Origin of the sequence: Stappia sp., assembly GCF_048268045.1 — a bacterium.
GTDB lineage: Bacteria > Pseudomonadota > Alphaproteobacteria > Rhizobiales > Stappiaceae > Stappia.
This window is the reverse complement of sequence record NZ_JBLWWG010000005.1, coordinates 152638-171224: the sequence shown is the minus strand read 5'-3', so window position 1 is coordinate 171224 and position 18587 is coordinate 152638. Positions and strand designations below refer to the sequence as shown.

Below are 18587 nucleotides of genomic sequence, written 5' to 3'. Positions count from 1 at the left end.
GCCCGGCACACTTGCCGGAGCATCTGTCGAAAAAACCTGTTGCCCGAGCTTATCGCACACGTTATACCGTAACGCAACAATGTGATATTATAACATCCCTCACCAGGAACCCGGCAGCGGGAGAAGCCCGGGCGGAGCCGCCCCTCCCGACGCCGGATCCGCCCGCCGCTTCCGGCGAGCCTCCCCGCCACCCGGCCGCTTGCCGGCCGGTTCTAGCCAAGACGCGCAGTCGCCGCGCCTGGAACCAAACACAGGACTGCCCGATGAAAACACCGCCCCGCCTGCTTCGCACGTCCCTGCTCTCCGCCGCCCTGCTCATGTCGACCAGCACACTCGCCATTTCCGCCGACCTTTCGGTGGTGGCGTCAATCAAGCCGGTCCATTCGCTGGTGGCATCGGTCATGCAGGGGGTCGCCGAGCCGACGCTGCTTCTCGAGGGCGCCAGTTCGCCGCACACCGCCACGCTCAAGCCGTCCCAGGCCACCTCTCTCGAGAAGGCGGACGTGATCTTCTGGATCGGCCACGATCTCGAGGCCTTCCTGGAAAAGCCGATCGAGACCGTCGGCGCGCGCGCCCGCTCCGTCGAGCTTGGAGAGGTCGAGGGCGTTGTCGAACTCCCCCCGCGCGAGGGAGGAGCCTTCGAGGCCCATGACCACGGCGAGCATGATCACGGCGAGGAAGGCCACGCCCACGATCATGGCGACGGCCATGACCACAAGCACGAGGCCGCGCACGACCATTCCCATGAGCACGGCCACGGGGAGGTCGACCCGCATGTCTGGCTCGATCCGGAGAACGCCAAGGCGATGGCCCGCGCCATCTCGGCGACGCTGTCGCAGGCCGATCCCGACAACGCCGATGCCTATGCGGCCAACCTTGCCCGCCTCGAGGGACGGCTCGATACGGAAAAGGCCGAGATCGCCAACATCGTCGCCCCCATCCGGGACAAGGGCTATGTGGTCTTTCATGACGCCTACCAGTACTTCGAAAAGCGTTTCGACCTCCACGCCGCCGGCTCCATCACCGTGAGCCCCGAGGTCATGCCCGGGGCGGACCGGGTGAAGCAGATCCGCGCCAAGATCTCCGATCTCGGCGCCACCTGCGTCTTCGCCGAACCGCAGTTCGAGCCGAAGCTGGTTTCCGTCGTCATCGAGGGCACGAAGGCGCGCAGCGGCGTGCTGGATCCGCTCGGTGCGGACATTCCCGCCGGTCCCGATCAGTACCCCGAGCTGCTGAAGGCGCTTGCCACCTCGCTCGCCGACTGCCTCTCGGCGAACGACTGACCTGACCACGCCGGCGCGCAACGCCCACTGCTTGCGCGCCGGCATTCTCCCCGCACCGTCGCAGCGACACCGCCTGGCGTTGCGCGACCTTGCCCGCCGAACCCGTCTCCGTCTCGCTGCCGGCTCCCGGCGGCGTGTTGTGGCGCGGGTTTTCATCATCCAAATATGTTATGTTATCACATAAAGGACGCATTCATGCGACTGCTTCGCACCTCAACCGCCGCCGCGCTTTTCCTGGCCTCGCTTGCCTCGGCCTCAGCCCATGGCATCTGGATCGCCCAGCGCCACGGCGATCAGGCCATCGTCTACGGTCACGGTGCCTCGGACGAGGCCTATGACCCGGCGAAGCTCACGAGCCTTGCCGCAGCCACCGGCGACGGCAAGGCGGTGGTGCCGGATGTTCGCAAGGCCAAGGATCATGTCACCTTCAGCCTGCCGGACAGCACCGTCTACGTCAGCGCGACGATGGACAACGGCTATTGGACCGAGCGCCAGGATGGCAGCTGGGTAAACAAGGCGAAGGACGAAGTCACCGACGCCCGGACTGCCGGCCGCAACTTCAAGCACGCGGTCTCGCTTGTCGGCGAGCCGGGAGGCGCTCCCCGCCCGCAGGGTCTGCCGCTGGAGATCGTGCCGCTAGCCGACCCTCTTCATCTGCATGCCGGCGACACGCTCGAGATCAAGGTTCTTGCCGACGGCGTTCCGGTCGCAGACGTGCCCGTCACCGCCGAATACACGACCGACAGCGAAGCGAGCCCGGTGCGCACCGATGCTGAGGGCAAGGCGCGTATCACCGTACGCAACTCAGGCCTGAACGTCATCGCCGCCTCCTACAAGGCCCCGACCGACGACCCGGCCAAGGCCGACACCATCAATCACTTCACCACCTTCTCCTTCACCCTCTCCCGTCACAGCCACTGACGGATGACGCAAACGCGGGGGCGCCGAGTTTTCGGCGTCCCCGCAGAACAGCCCATCAGACACAGCGAGCCAGCCATGCCTCCCCGTCCGCACCCGAAAGGGAAGCTTCCCGTTACGGTTCTCTCCGGCTTTCTCGGCGCTGGAAAGACCACGCTCCTGAATCGCGTCCTCTCCAATCGGGAAGGTTTACGCGTCGCCGTCATCGTCAATGACATGAGCGAGGTCAACGTCGATGCCAGCCTGATCCGCGAAGGTGGAGCAAACCTGTCCCGCGTTGAAGAGAAGCTGGTCGAGATGACCAACGGCTGCATCTGCTGCACGCTTCGCGAGGACCTTCTCAAGGAAGTGTTCCGGCTTGCCGGCGAAGATCGCTTCGACCATCTGCTGATCGAGGCGAGCGGCATTTCAGAACCCCTGCCCGTCGCCGCGACCTTCTCCTTCCGCGACGAGGACGATGTCAGCCTCGAGGACGTGGCTCAGATCGATTCCATGGTCACCGTGGTCGACGCAGCGAGCCTGCTGAAGGACTACGGCTCGACCGACTTCCTGACAGACAGGGGCGAATCCCTGGGCGAGGAGGACGAGCGCACGCTGGTCGACCTGCTCGTCGACCAGATCGAGTTCGCCGATACGATCGTCCTCAACAAGGTCTCCTCGGCCAGCCCTGACGACCTCGCCGCCGCACGCAAGATCGTGCGCGCGCTCAACGCCGACGCCCACGTCATCGAGACCGATTTCGCCGAAGTCGCCGCCGGGGACATTCTCGGCACCGGCCGTTTCGACTTCGAGCGGGCGCAGACGCATCCGCTCTGGTTCAAGGAGATGAACGGCTACGCCGACCACATCCCCGAAACCGAGGAATACGGAGTTCGGTCGTTCGTCTACCGGGCGCGCCGCCCCTTTGACCCGACACGCTTCAAGCGGTTCATCGACACCACCTGGCCCGGTGTCATCCGCGCCAAGGGGTTCTTCTGGCTGGCGACGCGCCCGCGTTTCGTCGGTGAGATCAGCCAGGCCGGCAGCATCGTGCGAACCGAGAAGCGCGGGCTTTGGTGGAGCGCCGTACCGACCTCCTACTGGCCGGAACACCCGGAGTGGCGCGAGGCGATGCGACCTCTCTTCGACCCGATCTGGGGCGACCGACGCCAGGAGATCGTCTTCATCGGCGTCAGCGACATGGACGAAGCCCGACTTCGCGCCGATCTCGACGCCTGCCTGGTGGAGGCGACCGCCTTCAAGCCGGAGCGTTGGACAGGCCTTGCCGACCCCTTTCCCCTTTGGAACGCCGGCGGAGACTAGCGGGATGCGGCGAGAGGGCGACGAAAGCCGGTTGCAGCACCCCGGCCGATCTGCCAGTTTCAGCTGCGATGGTTGCCCGACGAGAATCTCCGAGGGCATGAAAAGGGAACACGGTGAGGCGTACCCAGCAGGGACCGAAACCGTGGCTGCCCCCGCAACTGTGAGCGGAAAGCCGACCCCGGTTTGCCACTGCCCTGACGGGCGGGAAGGTGGGGAAGGCGATGACCCGCGAGCCAGGAGACCTGCCATCGTGGTTTCACCAGTGACCGGACGGGGTGTTCCGGGAGGGCGACATGGCAATTCCGATAGCGCGCACGCCGAAGGTGCGCCATCAGACCGCCTGCGTTCTTCTCCTGCCCCGTCTTTCCGACCGGCAGGATGTAGATGGCGCACGACCTGATCCCTTGCGAAACGCGAGCTGACGACACGGCCTCGTCCGCCATGGCCGGCGCGGTCGTCATCGTTTGCACCACCTGCCGGGCACGCACCGTCGACGAGGACGGCAGCACCCGTTACGGCGAGCGTGTCGGCCCGGCAGTGAGCGAGCGCCTTTGCACTGCCTTGCGCGACCAGGGACTGGCTCCATCCGTGGCGGTGACTGGTGCGGCCTGCATGGCCGGCTGCGGCCGCCCCTGCGCCATTGCCATCCAGGCGCCGGGCAAGGCGGGCTATCTCTTCGGCAGCATCGAGACAGACGAGGAAATCTCGGCGATTGCCACTTTCGCCGGGCAATACCTCGAGTTGGCGGACGGATGGTGTTCCTCGCTCCAGCGCCCGGAAGCTCTGAAGGGCAAGACCCTGGCCCGCCTGCCCGCGCCCGTCGTCGCCTTCCCGCTTTCCATGGCAAACGCGGAGAGCGTTGAATGACACACGAGAGCGGCCTGGAAACCACCCTGGAACTCATCGGCGTCGGCTATTCGACCGCACGCGGGCAACGGCTCGTCGAGGATGTCTCCTTCCATGTCCATGCAGGAGAGATCCTGGTGATCGCCGGCCCGAACGGAGCCGGCAAGAGCACGCTGGTGCGCATGATCGCGGGTCTTGCACCTGCCGGCGACGGCGAGATCCTGCTGGGCAAGCGTTCGCTTGCGCGTGTGCCGATCCACGAGCGCGCCCGCGCCATCGCCTACGTCGGGCAGAGCGAGGAGCCGGATGGACGCCTCTCCGTCGCCGACTACGTGGCGCTCGGCCGCCTGCCCCATCGCCGGGCACTCGACGCCCGCGCCCATCAGGCAGCCCTCGGCGAAGCTCTAGCCGTGGCGGGCCTGACGGGGTTGTCGCGGCGAACCATGGGGAGCCTCTCCGGCGGCGAACGGCAGCGGGCCAAGATCGCCCGCGCCGTGTGCCAGGAGCCAAGGCTTCTGGTACTCGACGAGCCGACCAATCATCTTGACCCGCGGGCCCGCGGGGACCTGCTCAGCCTGGTCACCCGCCTTGGCATCACGGTCATCGCCGTGCTGCACGATCTCACGCTGATCGAGGATTTCGCCAGCCACGTCGCGCTGATCGACGAAGGCCGGCTGACGGCCTACGGACACCCGCGAGACGTCCTCTCAAGCGCTCGGGTGCGTGCGACCTTCGAGGTCGACATGCACCGCCTTCCGCACCCCTCCGAAGACCGCATGCTGTGCGCCCTCGACATCCCGATCCGCCGGACGACGCCTGAAGCGGTGCCCGCGCTCGCGGACTGATCCCTCTCCGGCGCGGCCGCAACCTTCCCATCACCTCGCCTGCCTTCACCGAAAGGTCCTTTCATGATCCGTCTCACCGCCGCGCTTGCCGCGCTCCTGCTTGCCGGCACCGCCCATGCCGCACCTGTCATCGTCGACAACTGCGGCCAGCCGCTGACCTTCGAGACCACGCCCGAGCGCATGGTGACGCAGGACATCAACATTTCCGAAATGGCCTTCGCACTGGATCTTCAGGATCACATGGTAGGCGTCAGCGGCATCAGCGGCTGGTACAAGACGACGCCCGAGTTCGAAGCCAGACGCGGCGAGCTACCGGAGATCGCGCCGAAGTATCCCTCGCTGGAAAACATCGTCGCCTCCGGTGCAGACGTCTTCTTCGGCGGCTGGTACTACGGCATGAAGCCCGGCGGCGACGTGACGCCGGAGACGCTCGCCGACCAGGGCGTCAAGACGCTGATCCTCACCGAAAGCTGCATCCACGTCGACAAGAACCGCCCCGCCGCCTCGCTCGATCTGCTTTATGGCGACATCCTGCGGCTCGGCGAGATCTTCGACCGCCAGGACAAGGCGCAGGCGCTGGTGGAGGGCTGGAAGGCGCGCGTCGCCGCCGTGCAGGCCGTTGTGGCCGGGCGCGCGCCAGTGACGGTGTTCCTCTACGATTCCGGTGAGGACAAACCTTTCACCGCCGGTCGGTTCGCCATGCCGACGGCGATGATCTCCGCGGCGGGCGGCAGCAATGTCACCGGCGACATGGAGACGAGCTGGGGCACCACCTCCTGGGAGGCGGTGGCCGCCGCAGATCCGGACTTCATCATCCTGCTCGACTATCAGGACAGCGGCGGAGCCGAAAAGCTCATGGCCTTCCTGCGCGCCCACCCGGTAATGAGCCACCTCAAGGCGGTCGAGGACAACCGCACCCTCGCCTTGCGCTATGAGGAACTGACGCCCGGTCCCGCCAATATCGACGGCGTGGAAAAAATCGCCCGCGCGCTTTATCCGGACGCTTTCTGAGCCATGCGCATGCTCGTACTCGCGGCCGCCGGGGTGCTGGCGGTCGCGGTTCTCGTCATTGCCGCGATCGTGGTCGGGTCGACGCCGCTTCCCCTGTCGACGGTCATCGGCGCGCTCTCCGGCGGACCGGAAGCCGCCACGCCACTGGGGCGCATCGTCACCGACCTGCGCCTGCCGCGCGCGATCCTCGCCCTGCTCACCGGCGCGGGCCTCGGTGTTGTCGGCTGCCTGCTTCAAACAACGACGCGCAACGATCTCGCCGACCCGTTCCTCTTCGGCCTCTCATCCGGTGCCGCTGCCGGCGCGGTGTTCGTCATCACCGTGACCGGCGACCTGCTGGGCATCTGGACGCTGCCCGCCGCAGCCTTCACCGGCGGCATGGCCGCCTCCGCGGTGGTTCTGGCGCTCAACGCCAGACTCGGCGACCGGGGGCCGGCGCAACTGGTGCTGGCCGGTCTCGCGGTGTCCTTCCTGTTCATGGCGCTGACCAACTACCTCGTCTTCGCCGGAGACCAGCGCGCCGCCCATTCGGTTCTGTTCTGGTCGCTCGGCGGGCTCGGCCTCGCGCGCTGGGAAATCCTTCCCGTCGCCGCCGTCGGCCTTGCCGCCGTTCTCGCCTTTGCCACGATCAACCACCGTCGTCTCGACGCGATTCTCGCCGGCGAGGACACCGCCCGCACACTGGGCGTCGATGTCGGCAGGCTGCGCACCACAACCTTCCTGGTCTGCGCCTTCGGCACCGCCGCCTTCGTTTCGCTGACCGGCGTGATCGGCTTCGTCGGCCTGATGGTTCCGCATATGGCACGCGCGCTCGCCGGGCCGCTGCACGGCGGCCTGATCATGCTCGCCGCCCTGATCGGCGCGGCACTTCTGCTGGCCAGCGACATTGCCGCGCGTACACTGCTTGCACCGCAGGAACTGCCCGTCGGCATCGTCACAACGGCGCTCGGCGCAATCTTCGTGCTCGCGCTGGTCGGACGGCGAAACTGACCATGGCGCCTGAGGCCCGAACGAGCCTCAGGCCTCGTCCGGCACACAGGACGTCACACGCTTCAGGCAGCGCAGCGAGAAGCTCGAACGCGAGTTGCGCAAGCCTTCCACGCCGAACAGCTGCTCGCGCAGGAAGCGCTCCACCCCCTTGGTGCCGCTCGCCGCCACCTTGACGAAGTAATCGTATTCCCCCGCCATCATGTGCACCTCGAGCACGTCCGGCAGAGCCGCCATCGACTGGCCGAAGCTCTCCAGCGTGTCGGCGTTGTGCCGGTCGAGCGAGACCTCGATCATCACCGTGTCGCCCATGCCCAGCGCCTCCTGGTCGAGAACGGCCGTATAGCCGGTGATGATCCCCTCTTCCTCCAGCCGACGAACCCGCTGCCAGCACGGACTGGGCGACAGCCCGACCTTGCGGGCCAGTTCCGTGTTGGAAAGCCGCCCGTCATCGACCAGCGCCTTGAGAATTCTGCGATCAATTTCGTCGAGCTGTCGTGCCATGAAACATTCCCCTTAACTTTCCCAAAAAGCCGGCACATGATTTTTCATATTGGCGATTTCAAAGCAAATTCGAAAAGAAATTCCACCTGATCGAGCTGACAATCCCGGAAAATCGCAGCCACAGGTTGCCGCCGACAGGAGGAGTCGGTGCACGAACGCTATAGGGAGAGCGCTTTCATGGATTTCGCACTGTCGGAAGAGCAAGGTCTGATCTTCGACACCGCCCACGCCTTCGGGCAAGAGGCCATCGCACCGCACGCCTCCGACTGGGAGCGTCAGGGAACCATCCCGCGCGAGGTTCTTGAAGCCGCCGGAGAGCTTGGCTTCGGAGCGCTCTACGTGCCCGAGGAGCTTGGCGGAACCGGATTGACGCGCCTCGACGCGGTTCTCGTCTTCGAGGCCCTGTCGATGGCCTGCCCGTCCGTTGCGGCCTTCATATCCATTCACAACATGTGCCTGAACATGATTGCGAAATACGGCTCCGAGGCCATTCGCGACACCTGGATGGAACGGCTTGCCTCGCTGAAGGCGGTGGCCTCCTACTGCCTGACCGAGCCCGGATCGGGCTCCGATGCGGCGGCCCTCAGGAGCCGTGCGACACGCAACGATGCCGGTTGGAGCCTCACCGGCAACAAGGCCTTCATCTCCGGCGGCGGCTATTCGGATCTCTATGTTGTGATGTGCCGGACCGGAGAGGACGGCCCCAAGGGTATCTCGACGCTCGCCGTACCAGCGGGAACCGATGGCCTCAGCTTTGGCGCACTGGAGCGCAAGATGGGCTGGAAGGCCCAGCCGACCGCACAGGTCCAGTTCGACGATTGCACCGTCCCCGCCGACCACCTGCTCGGCGAGGAGGGACGCGGCTTCTCCTATGCGATGGAAGGGCTCGACGGTGGCCGTCTCAACATCGCCGCATGCGCCCTCGGCGGGGCGGAGGCGGCCCTTCGCGCGGCGTTGCGCTACACCGGCGAGCGCAGCGCCTTCGGCCAGCCGCTCGACCGGTTCCAGGCCCTGCAGTTCCGCCTCGCCGACATGGAGACCGAGCTGTCCGCGGCGCGCATCTTCCTGCGGCAGGCCGCCTGGAAACTCGACACCGGCGCGGCCGACGCCACCAAGCATTGCGCGATGGCCAAGCGTTTCGTCACCGACACCGCCTTCAAGGTTGCCAATGATGCGCTCCAGCTCTTCGGCGGCTACGGTTATCTTGAGGATTACGGCATCGAGAAGATCGTGAGGGACCTGCGCGTCCACCAGATCCTGGAAGGCACCAACGAGATCATGCGCGTCATTGTCGCGCGCAGCCTTCTGGCCGAGCGCGATCGGTCCTGAACCGTTTCGCTGCCCATGCGTTTGAAATCACAAGGGCGGCCGCCGGCCGGCCCTGACGTCGACAAGGGAGTTTCCATGACCGCTCCACGACCGCTATCGCTGCATGTTCCAGAACCCGGTTGCCGACCCGGCGATACGCCTGACTTCTCCGACTTCGAGATCCCCCGCGCCGGCGCGGTGCGACGACCCGAGGTCGACGAGGCGCCGGAGAACATGCGCGACATGGCGTTTTCCGTGGTGCGCGTGCTCAACAAGGCCGGAGAGGCGGTCGGGCCCTGGGCCGGCCTGCTCGACGCCCACGCCCTGCGCGAGGGCCTGCGCCACATGATGACCCTGCGCCAGTTCGACGAACGGATGCTCAAGGCGCAGCGTCAGGGCAAGACCAGCTTCTACATGCAGCATCTGGGCGAGGAGGCGGTCGCCTGCGCGTTCCGCATGGCGCTCGACGACGGCGACATGCACTTCCCCACCTACCGGCAGGCGGGGCTCCTCATCGCCGGCGGCTATCCGATGGCCGACATGATGAACCAGATCTACTCCAATGCCGCCGATCCGCTGAAGGGACGGCAGCTGCCGGTGATGTACTCCGCCCGGGACCATGGCTTCTTCACCATCTCCGGCAACCTCGGCACCCAGTTCATCCAGGCGGTCGGCTGGGCCATGGCATCGGCGATTGCCGGCGACACCAAGATCGCGGCCGGGTGGATCGGTGACGGCTCGACCTCCGAGAGCGACTTCCATGCGGCCATGGTCTTCGCCTCCACCTACAAGGCGCCGGTGATCCTCAACATCGTCAACAACCAGTGGGCCATCTCGACCTTCCAAGGCATGGCCCGAGGCGGAGCGGTGACATTCGCCGCGCGCGGCCACGGCTTCGGCATTCCCTCGATCCGGGTGGACGGAAACGATTACCTGGCGGTCCACGCGGTGGCGAGCTGGGCGGCGGAGCGGGCACGCTCAGGTCTCGGCCCGACGCTGATCGAGCATGTCACCTACCGCGCCGGCGGCCATTCGACCTCGGACGACCCCTCCGCCTATCGCTCCAAGGACGAGGTCAGCGCCTGGCCGCTGGGCGATCCCATCGACCGCCTGAAGAAACACCTCGTGACCATCGGCGAATGGTCGGAGGAACGCCAAACCCAGACAATAGCGGAGATCAACGACACGGTGCGCGCCTGCCAGAAGCAGGCGGAAGCGAACGGCACGCTGATTTCCGGCGGCCAGCCTTCGCCGCGCTCCATGTTCGACGACGTTTATGCCGAGATGCCGGCGCATCTTGCACGGCAGCGCCAGGAAGCGGGGTTCTGACATGGCACGCATGACCATGATCGAGGCGATCCGTAACGCCCACGACCTTGCCATGGAGCGGGACAGCACCGTCGTCGTCTTCGGCGAGGATGTGGGATATTTCGGCGGTGTGTTCCGCTGTACGGCCGGCCTCCAGAAGAAATACGGCGCGAACCGCTGCTTCGACGCGCCGATCAACGAAAGCGGCATCGTCGGCGCCGGCGTCGGCATGGCCGCCTACGGACTGAAGCCCGTCGTCGAGATCCAGTTCGCCGACTACATGTATCCCGCCTACGACCAGATCGTCAGCGAGGCGGCGCGCATGCGCCACCGCTCGGCAGGACAGTTCACCTGCCCGATGGTGATCCGCATGCCCACCGGCGGCGGCATCTTCGGCGGCCAGACCCACAGCCAGAGCCCGGAGGCCCTGTTCACCCATGTCGCCGGTCTGAAGGTGGTGGTGCCATCCAATCCGCGCGACGCCAAGGGGTTGCTGCTCGCCGCCATCGAGGATCCGGACCCGGTGATCTTCCTCGAGCCCAAGCGGCTCTACAACGGTCCCTTTGACGGCCATCACGACCGTCCGGTGGTTCCCTGGAAGAAGCATGAGCTCGGCGACGTCAGCGAGGACTACTATACGGTGCCGCTCGGCAAGGCGAAGATCCACCGCGAGGGCTCGGCGCTGACGGTCCTGGCCTATGGCACCATGGTCTATGTGGCACAGGCCGCGGCGGAGGAAGCCGGGGTAGACGCGGAGATCATCGACCTGCGCACGCTGCTGCCGCTCGACCTGGAGACCATCGAGGCGTCGGTGAAGAAGACCGGGCGCTGCGTCATCGTTCACGAGGCAACGAAGACCTCCGGGTTTGGCGCGGAGCTGAGCGCGGTGGTTCAGGAGACCTGCTTCTACCACCTGGAGGCGCCGATCCTGCGCGTGACCGGCTGGGACACACCCTATCCGCATGCCCAGGAGTGGACCTACTTCCCGGGACCGGACCGGATCAAGCGCGCATTTGCCGAAGTGCTGGAGGGCTGAGACATGGGCATCCACACCATTACCCTGCCCGATGTCGGCGAAGGCATCGCGGAGGCTGAACTTACCGAATGGAGCGTTGCCGTCGGCGACGAGATTTCCGAGGACGACGTGATTGGCGTCGTGATGACCGACAAGGCGGCGATCGAGGTCCCCTCCTCGGTCACCGGCAAGGTAGTCTGGCTGTGCGGAGAACCGGGCGACACGATTGCCATCGGCGACCGCTTCGCTCAGATCGAGGTCGAGGGCGAAGGCAACGACAAGGGTGGCTCAGCCCCCTCCACCTCTGCCGCGAGCGCAAGCGCCCCGGCACAGGCGGGCGACCGGCCGGAAGACGACGAGCCGGGGGGCGATCCCGGCGCCGACAATGAGAACGCTGCCACGCCGAGCGATGGCGGCAACACCAGGTCTTCCGCGAAAGCGGCGGCAACGCCTGCCGGAGCGGCAGCGCCCCGCCCGCAGCAGGCGCCGCGCCCCACCCCGCAGCGCAAGCCGCTTGCCCGTGGCGAAAAGCCCCTCGCCGCTCCCTCGGTTCGCAGGCGTGCGCTCGAAAGCGGCATCGACCTTCGCCTTGTCGGCGGGTCCGGTCCTTCCGGGCGCATCCTGCACGAGGATCTCGACGCCTATATCGAGCAGGGTCCTTCAACGGGAGCGCCCGCCGGACGGATGCCGGCGACCGGGACACGCGACATCAAGGTCATCGGCATGCGCCGCAAGATCGCCGAGAAAATGGCGCTCTCCAAGTCGCGCATTCCCCATATCACCATCGTCGAGGAAGTCGACATGAGCGCCCTGGAAGAGCTCAGGGCAAAGCTCAACAGCGAGCATGGCGCAGCCCGCGGCAAGCTCACTGTGCTTCCCTTCGTCATGCGCGCCATCGTCTCCGCGGTGCGCGCCCAGCCCGAAATGAATGCCACCTTCGACGATGACGGCGGCGTCATTCACCAGTCGGATGCGGTCCATATCGGCATCGCCACGCAGACGCCGGCCGGCCTGTCGGTGCCTGTCGTTCGCCATACGGAGGCCCGCTCCATGTGGGACGCCGCCGGCGAACTGACCCGGCTCGCAGGTGCTGCGCGCGACGGCAAGGCGGCGCGAGAGGAGCTTTCCGGCTCCACCATCACAATCACCTCGCTCGGCCCGCTTGGAGCCATCGCCACGACGCCGATCATCAACCACCCGGAGGTCGCCATTGTCGGCATCAACAAGATGGCTGTGCGCCCCATGTGGGACGGCCAGGCCTTCCAGCCGCGCAAGATGATGAACATCTCCTGTTCCTTCGATCACCGGGTGATCGACGGATGGGACGCGGCCGTTTTCGTCCAGAAGCTCAAATCGCTTCTGGAAACCCCTGCCCTCTTGTTCATCGAGGAGTGACCGGATGAGCGACCTCACCTGCAGGCTGCTGATCATCGGCGCGGGCCCTGGCGGCTATATCTGCGGCATCCGCGCCGGCCAGCTTGGCATCGACACCATCGTCATCGACGACCAAAAGCCCGGCGGCACCTGTCTCAACGTCGGCTGCATCCCTTCGAAAGCACTGATCCATGCCGCCGAGGAATTCCACAAGCTGAGCCGCTTCGCCTCCGGCTCCGGCGCACTCGGCATCAGCGCGGCGTCACCCGCGATCGATCTCGCCGCGACGCTCGACTGGAAGAACGGCATCGTCAGCCGGCTGAACGCCGGCGTCGCCGGCTTGCTCAAGAAGGCCGGCACGCGGCTCATGGCCGGCCGCGCCACCTTCCAAGACGGCAAGACCGTCAAGGTCACATCGGACGGCAGCACCGTTCAGATCCGTGCCGAACAGGTGGTCATCGCCACCGGCTCCGCCCCGGTGGAACTGCCGTTCCTGCCGTTCGGCGGCAAGGTGATCAGCTCGACCGGAGCCCTCTCGCTCTCCGAAGTGCCGGAGACGTTGTGCGTCGTCGGCGGCGGCTACATCGGCCTCGAGATCGGCACCGCCTTTGCAAAGCTCGGCTCGAAGGTGACCGTCGTCGAGGCCGCCTCCCGAGTCCTGCCACAATACGACAATGCGCTGACCCGACCGGTCATGAAGTCGCTCAAGAGCCTCGGCGTCGAGGTACTCGTCGACACGAAGGCGAAAGGATTGGGCGACAAGGGGCTGGAAATCGAGACGGCGGACGGCAAGACCCGCGAGATCGCGGCCGACAAGGTGCTCGTCACGGTCGGCCGGCGGCCGCTTTCGGAAAGCGGCAACATTGCCAGCCTCGGCCTTGCCACCGACGGCGCGTTCCTGCGCGTCGACGACCAGTGCAAGACCTCCATGCAGGGCGTCTTCGCCATTGGCGACGTGACCGGCGAGCCGATGCTGGCCCATCGCGCCATGGCGCAGGGCGAGATGGTCGCGGAGATCGTCGCCGGCCACAAGCGGCGCTGGGACAAGCGCTGCATTCCGGCCGTGTGCTTCACCGACCCGGAGATCGTCACCTGCGGCCTGTCACCTGACGAGGCGAAGGCGGAGGGGCATGAAGTCACGACCGGCCTCTTCCCCTTCTCCGCCAATGGCCGCGCCATGACCATGGAGGCCGAGGACGGCTTCGTGCGGGTGGTGGCGCGCAAGAGCGACAATCTGGTGCTCGGCCTGCAGGCTGTCGGGCGCGGCGTGTCGGAGCTGTCCGCCGCCTTCGCGCTCGCCATCGAGATGGGCGCACGCACCGAAGACATCGGCGGCGTCATCCACGCTCACCCGACCCAGAGCGAGGCGCTGCAGGAGGCCTGTTTCGCCGCGATGGGACACGCGCTGCATATCTGACGACCCGTCCAGGGTCTCGGAAAGGAAAATGCCCGGCCGTTTGGCCGGGCATTTTTCGTTGTGGTGCCGGCGCCAACCAGGACCGCTTCTACAGCCGGGAAGGAGCAGTCCGTCGACCGCTCCTTCCCGAGTTCTAGTCGAACATCCTGTTCGGCAGCCACATGGCCACCTCCGGCCAGGTGACGACCACCGCCAGCGCCAGGAGCTGCAGGATGACGAAGGGGATGATGCCCCGGTAGATCTGCTTCAGCGAGACCAGCGCTCTTGCCGTTCCCTTCAGATAGAACAGGGCGAAGCCGAATGGTGGCGTCAGGAAACTGGTCTGCAGATTGAGCGCAACGAGAATGGCGAACCAGTAGACCGCGTCTCCAGAGGCAACATGCGCGCCGAAATCGAGCTTGGCAACGATGGGCGCGAAGATCGGCAGGATGATCAGCGTGATCTCGATCCAGTCGAAGAAGAAGCCGAGCACGAAGATCAGCAGCATCAGCGCCGCCAGGACGCCCCAGGGGCCGAGCACCGACGCATCGGCAAGCGAGAGCACCAGATGCTCCCCGCCGAAGCGGCGGAAGAGATAGCTGAAGGCCGTCGCGCCAACAAAGATGAAGAAGATCATCGCCACCGTGTTGAGCGAGCGGGTCAGCACGTCGTGCAGCCCGCCCAGCGACAGCCGACGGCGGAACAGCGCAAGTGCCAGGGCGCCGAGCGCGCCGACGCCGCTGGCCTCTGTCGGCGTCGCGAAGCCGCCGAGGATCGACCCGAGCACGAGACCGATGAGAAGTGCGGGCGGCAGCAGGCCGGAAGACAGTTTCCAGAACAACTCGCGCCGCTCCTCGGCGCTGAGCGGCTCCGTCGCGCGCGGTGCGAGCTTCGGTCGCAGCGCGCTCGCGGTCACGATATAGAGGAGATAGAAGCCCGACAGCATCAACCCGGGGATCAGCGCCGCCATGAACAGCTTGCCGACGGAGACCGTCAGCAGGTCGCCCATGATGACAAGCATGATTGACGGTGGGATAAGAATGCCAAGCGTACCCGAGGCGGCGATGGTGCCGGTGGCCAGCGAGGGCGCGTAGCCCGAGCGCAGCATCATCGGCAAGGCGAGAAGCGTCAGCATCGCCACCGAGGCGCCGATGATGCCGGTGGAGGCGGCAAGGATCGTTCCCATCATGGTGACTGCGATGGCAAGACCGCCAGGAACGCGACGCATCAGCGTCTGCAACCCTTCAAGCAGGTCTTCGGCTATGCCGCTTTTCTCCATGAGCGTGCCCATGAGCACGAACATCGGTACAGCCACCATCACCGAGTTGGAGACGATACCGCTGAAGATGCGGTTGACCAGTAACGGAAGGTGGGCAAGGCGTATCTCGCCCATCGCCAACCCGATGCCGGCAAAGACCAGCGACACGCCGCCGAGCACGGCGGCCACCGGCAGGCCGGTGAATATGAAGAGGACCAGGCAGGCGAACATCAACACCGGCAGCATTTCCGCGAGCATTCGGCAGCGTCCTTCGATCTGGAATTGGAATGGGCGGGAACCCGATCAGTCTTCGACGAAGGGCATCGAGGTGCCTTCCGGATCCCTCAGGCAGTCGATGGCGCGCAGCAGCACGGCGATTGCCGACAGGACAACAAGCGCGAAGCCTGCCGTCAGGAATGACTTGATGATCCAGCGGTGCGCGAGGCCAGCGCCGGACACCGACCCCTCGCCGGACGCATAGGCGCGCAGGACATAATCGATGGAAAACCAAAAGAGCACGCTGGCATAGGGGATCAGGAAAAAGACAATCCCGAAGACTTCGAGCCAGAGCTTGCTCTTGCGCGAGAAGCCCTCGCGAAAGAGATCGACGCGGACATGGGCATCGCGCAGATAGGCCGCACCGAGGCCGAGCATCAGGGCCGCGCCATGCAGGTGCCATTCCAGGTCCTGCAGCATGATCGAGCCGGTATCGTAGAACTTGCGGCCGAGAACGTCATATCCGATGACGAAGGCCAGGATCAGAAGCATCCAGCTCCCGATGGCATGGGCGCCCCGCGGCAACGCCGCGAAGAGGCTCGCCAGTCGTTCCATATCGCGTTTCCTCGCTGGTGAGAGAGGAGATGCCGGATCATCGCGATCCGGCATCTCCCGAAGCCGGTCTCAAGCAGGGATCAGCGCATGTAGCCGAGGTCGCGCCACTCGGCGTAGTTGGTGCGGAAGTCTGAGTAAGACTTCCAGACGCGGGCGAAGTCCTCGTCCTCGGCCTTCATCTCCTCGACAACCTCGAGCCAGGCCGCCTCCATCGCCGCAAGGATCTCGGGCGACCACTTGTGCATGACGACGCCCTTTTCCTTGAGCTGGCTCAGCGCCTCGAACTGGATCGCCTCGCCCCAGGCGATGGACTCGGCCACCGCCGAACGGCAGACCTCGTTGATCGCCGCCTGCTCGTTCTCGCTCAGGCCGTCCCACACATCCTTGTTGATGATGAGCGAATAGAGCGACGTCTGCTGATGCCAGCCGGGGAAGTAGTAGTGCTTGGCGTAGTCCTGCATGCCAAGCTTCTGGTCGAGCGCCGGCATGGACACTTCGGCGGCATCGATGGTGCCGAGCTCGAGCGCCGGCACCGTGTCGCCGACCGGCAGCGTCAGGGTCTGGACACCGAGCTTCTCCATCACCCGCGCGCCGAGCCCGTAGAAGCGCATCTTCATGCCCTTGAGATCATCAAGGCTGTCGATGGGCTTGCGGAACCAGCCGGAAGCCTCCGGCGGCGTCGTGGTGCAGACGATGCTGACGATGTTGTGCTTCGCGGCGATGTCGTCCCAGATTTCCTTGCCGCCGCCCTTGTAGTACCAGGCGAGGTATTCCGGCGCTTCCGGGCCGAAAGGAACCGAGGTGAACATTGCCGCGGACTTGATCACGCCTTGCGCGAAGCCGGTCGAGTACCAGGCCGCGTCGACGGCGCCGGTCGAGACCGCGTCCCACGCCTCGGGCGCCGGCACCAGGGCGCCCGGCTCGTTGAAGGTGAAGGTGAGATCGCCGCCGGTCAGTTTCGAAACGCGGTTGCCGATGTCCTTGCCGATGTCCCCGACGATCGGAAACGAGCCGGGGTAGACGCTGGTCATCTCAAGGGTCTTCGCGACCGCCGGCACCGCGGCCAGTGTCACGAGGGCGGTGGCAAGGCTCAGACTTGTTTTCCAGGACATGATGGTTTCCTCCCATTATCGCTGCTCAGGCACGCCCCCCGCGAAAACCGCGCAGGAGCAACGCCGCGACTGCTGACGCCATCCTCCCTGATGGCGACCGCGCTTTACGCGACGCAAAAGCCGACGCCGGCCAATAGGCCGGGTAAACACGACGGTCGGGGGGATTTCGCGCTGCTGGCGGCGCGTCGCGATGGTCTTGAGCATGGAACGCGGAACGTACAAACCGTCGTCCGCCCAGCCTCCCCTCCCAGGAAAACCGGCCATTTCAAGCTGCTCCGGATCGCTCCGGCACCCTCCCCAACCGGCGCTTGCCCGCCGGCTCTCCGCCTAGAATATAGGGGCGCGAAATCGACTAAACTTGCCTTTTTCCGGGCGATTCCCGCGCTACTGTGCATATAATGCGCGTGAAAGTTACGTCTGGAGGTAATTGCATGTCAATGCTCGACGAAACGGACCTGAAGATTCTTCGGGTGCTTCAAAACGACGGATCCCTGACCGTTTCCGACGTCGCGGACAGGGTGAGCCTGTCGCAATCCCCCTGCTCGCGGCGCATCGGCAGGTTGCAGGAAGACGGCATCATCATCGGTCGATCCGTTCTGCTCGACCGGCGAAAACTCGGCTTTCACGCGATCATCCTGGCGCGCATCAAGCTCTCCGAACACGGCCGACAGTCCATCTCCGTCTTCCAGGAAGCGGCGTTCCGGATTCCCGAGGTTCAGGTCGTACAGCTGATGCTCGGCGACTTCGATTTTCATCTGCGCGTCGTCGTGCGCGACATGGATCACTACCAGATCCTGCTGCGAGAGAAGCTCGTGATGATGCCGGGCGTGCGTGAGATACAGAGCACAGTGATATTGGAGGAAATGAAGTACACCTCGCTCCTGCCTATCTGAGGTGGCGGGTTCACCGGCGCTCAGCGCGACAAGGCCGCAACGCGCGCCCGGCCCCGGCAGCACCGCGCAACGCCGACACGGAGCGGGGCGCTCGGCGCTCCCGGCCCGCCAAACAGCCATTGTGCGGCAACACTCCGCCTCGATCACACGCTGCTCCGATAGGTCGATTTCAAGATATATCGATTTACTCAGCCCAATTGACCATGAAAAAAACTTTCAATACGATGATAATCACTTATTCGAAATGAACTGAATTTGAATTTCATCACTATTTACTTGAGGCCTCGTGGCGGAAATGGCGACGCGAAGGGATTGCAACTCCCTGTATCCTGGTTCGAGTCCAGGCGAGGCCTCCACTCTCCCTTTTTGAAAATCGGTCCTTCAAGCTCGGTCATG

General features: G+C 65.4%; 17 protein-coding genes, 1 tRNA gene and 1 riboswitch. Of the genes, 14 read left to right on the top strand and 4 right to left on the bottom strand.

Features of this window, described 5'->3' with window-relative positions; translation table 11 throughout:
* The first annotated feature begins 263 nt into the window (after window positions 1–263).
* The 7 genes from znuA to ACN0WF_RS10060 all read left to right on the top strand — a co-directional run bounded on the left by znuA (window position 264) and on the right by ACN0WF_RS10060 (window position 7195).
* On the top strand, window positions 264–1283 hold the full coding sequence (gene znuA / locus ACN0WF_RS10090) for a zinc ABC transporter substrate-binding protein ZnuA (RefSeq protein ID WP_417772692.1): 1020 nt from the start codon (window positions 264–266) through the stop codon (window positions 1281–1283).
* 195 nt (window positions 1284–1478) lie between these two features.
* Window positions 1479–2204 (top strand): DUF4198 domain-containing protein, encoded by a 726-nt coding sequence (locus ACN0WF_RS10085; protein ID WP_417772691.1) that lies wholly within the window; start codon window positions 1479–1481, stop codon window positions 2202–2204.
* A gap of 75 nt (window positions 2205–2279) precedes the next feature.
* The gene (locus tag ACN0WF_RS10080; protein ID WP_417772690.1) at window positions 2280–3503 is read left to right on the top strand and encodes a GTP-binding protein; all 1224 of its coding nucleotides are present in this window, start codon (window positions 2280–2282) and stop codon (window positions 3501–3503) included.
* A gap of 52 nt (window positions 3504–3555) precedes the next feature.
* Window positions 3556–3768, top strand: a riboswitch (cobalamin riboswitch).
* 119 nt (window positions 3769–3887) lie between these two features.
* Window positions 3888–4370 (top strand): DUF1636 family protein, encoded by a 483-nt coding sequence (locus ACN0WF_RS10075; protein WP_417772689.1) that lies wholly within the window; start codon window positions 3888–3890, stop codon window positions 4368–4370.
* A complete protein-coding gene (locus tag ACN0WF_RS10070; protein ID WP_417772688.1) occupies window positions 4367–5194 on the top strand; it encodes an ABC transporter ATP-binding protein in 828 nt (275 codons plus the stop codon). Before ACN0WF_RS10075 ends, ACN0WF_RS10070 begins: the two co-directional genes overlap by 4 nt.
* Before the next feature lie 63 nt (window positions 5195–5257).
* Complete coding sequence (locus ACN0WF_RS10065; RefSeq protein WP_417772687.1) at window positions 5258–6205, top strand: ABC transporter substrate-binding protein; 948 nt, start codon at window positions 5258–5260, stop codon at window positions 6203–6205.
* Between the two features lie 3 nt (window positions 6206–6208).
* Window positions 6209–7195, top strand: coding sequence for a FecCD family ABC transporter permease (locus ACN0WF_RS10060; RefSeq protein ID WP_417772686.1), 987 nt, complete (start codon window positions 6209–6211; stop codon window positions 7193–7195).
* 27 nt (window positions 7196–7222) lie between these two features.
* Here ACN0WF_RS10060 and ACN0WF_RS10055 read toward each other — a convergent pair whose 3' ends face one another.
* Window positions 7223–7696, bottom strand: coding sequence for an Lrp/AsnC family transcriptional regulator (locus ACN0WF_RS10055; RefSeq protein WP_417772685.1), 474 nt, complete (start codon window positions 7694–7696; stop codon window positions 7223–7225).
* Window positions 7697–7873: 177 nt separating this feature from the next.
* Between ACN0WF_RS10055 and ACN0WF_RS10050 the strand changes: the two genes are divergently transcribed.
* The 5 genes from ACN0WF_RS10050 to lpdA all read left to right on the top strand — a co-directional run bounded on the left by ACN0WF_RS10050 (window position 7874) and on the right by lpdA (window position 14118).
* The gene (locus ACN0WF_RS10050; RefSeq protein WP_417772684.1) at window positions 7874–9025 is read left to right on the top strand and encodes an acyl-CoA dehydrogenase family protein; all 1152 of its coding nucleotides are present in this window, start codon (window positions 7874–7876) and stop codon (window positions 9023–9025) included.
* Window positions 9026–9100: 75 nt separating this feature from the next.
* The gene (locus ACN0WF_RS10045; RefSeq protein WP_417772683.1) at window positions 9101–10333 is read left to right on the top strand and encodes a 3-methyl-2-oxobutanoate dehydrogenase (2-methylpropanoyl-transferring) subunit alpha; all 1233 of its coding nucleotides are present in this window, start codon (window positions 9101–9103) and stop codon (window positions 10331–10333) included.
* A 1-nt stretch (window position 10334) separates the two neighbouring features.
* Entirely contained in the window at window positions 10335–11348 is a 1014-nt protein-coding gene (locus ACN0WF_RS10040; RefSeq protein WP_417772682.1) for an alpha-ketoacid dehydrogenase subunit beta, read from the top strand.
* Window positions 11349–11351: 3 nt separating this feature from the next.
* The gene (locus tag ACN0WF_RS10035; protein WP_417772681.1) at window positions 11352–12722 is read left to right on the top strand and encodes a dihydrolipoamide acetyltransferase family protein; all 1371 of its coding nucleotides are present in this window, start codon (window positions 11352–11354) and stop codon (window positions 12720–12722) included.
* Between the two features lie 4 nt (window positions 12723–12726).
* Complete coding sequence (gene lpdA / locus ACN0WF_RS10030) at window positions 12727–14118, top strand: dihydrolipoyl dehydrogenase (protein WP_417772680.1); 1392 nt, start codon at window positions 12727–12729, stop codon at window positions 14116–14118.
* Window positions 14119–14251: 133 nt separating this feature from the next.
* Here the strand turns inward: lpdA and ACN0WF_RS10025 are convergent, their stop codons facing one another.
* From ACN0WF_RS10025 to ACN0WF_RS10015, 3 genes are all read right to left on the bottom strand, one after another.
* Window positions 14252–15613 carry a TRAP transporter large permease gene (locus ACN0WF_RS10025; RefSeq protein ID WP_417772679.1) on the bottom strand — a complete coding sequence of 454 codons (1362 nt, stop codon included), beginning with the start codon at window positions 15611–15613 and terminating at the stop codon, window positions 14252–14254.
* Between the two features lie 45 nt (window positions 15614–15658).
* Window positions 15659–16186 (bottom strand): TRAP transporter small permease subunit, encoded by a 528-nt coding sequence (locus tag ACN0WF_RS10020; protein ID WP_417772678.1) that lies wholly within the window; start codon window positions 16184–16186, stop codon window positions 15659–15661.
* An 80-nt stretch (window positions 16187–16266) separates the two neighbouring features.
* Window positions 16267–17298: a TRAP transporter substrate-binding protein gene (locus ACN0WF_RS10015; RefSeq protein WP_417772677.1), complete on the bottom strand. Its 1032-nt coding sequence runs from the start codon at window positions 17296–17298 to the stop codon at window positions 16267–16269.
* A gap of 431 nt (window positions 17299–17729) precedes the next feature.
* Here ACN0WF_RS10015 and ACN0WF_RS10010 point away from each other — a divergent pair, with 431 nt between their 5' ends.
* Together ACN0WF_RS10010 and ACN0WF_RS10005 are read left to right on the top strand one after the other, a co-directional pair.
* Window positions 17730–18191, top strand: coding sequence for an Lrp/AsnC family transcriptional regulator (locus tag ACN0WF_RS10010; RefSeq protein ID WP_417772676.1), 462 nt, complete (start codon window positions 17730–17732; stop codon window positions 18189–18191).
* 280 nt (window positions 18192–18471) lie between these two features.
* A tRNA-Cys gene (locus tag ACN0WF_RS10005) sits at window positions 18472–18547 on the top strand.
* The last annotated feature ends 40 nt before the right edge of the window (window positions 18548–18587 follow it).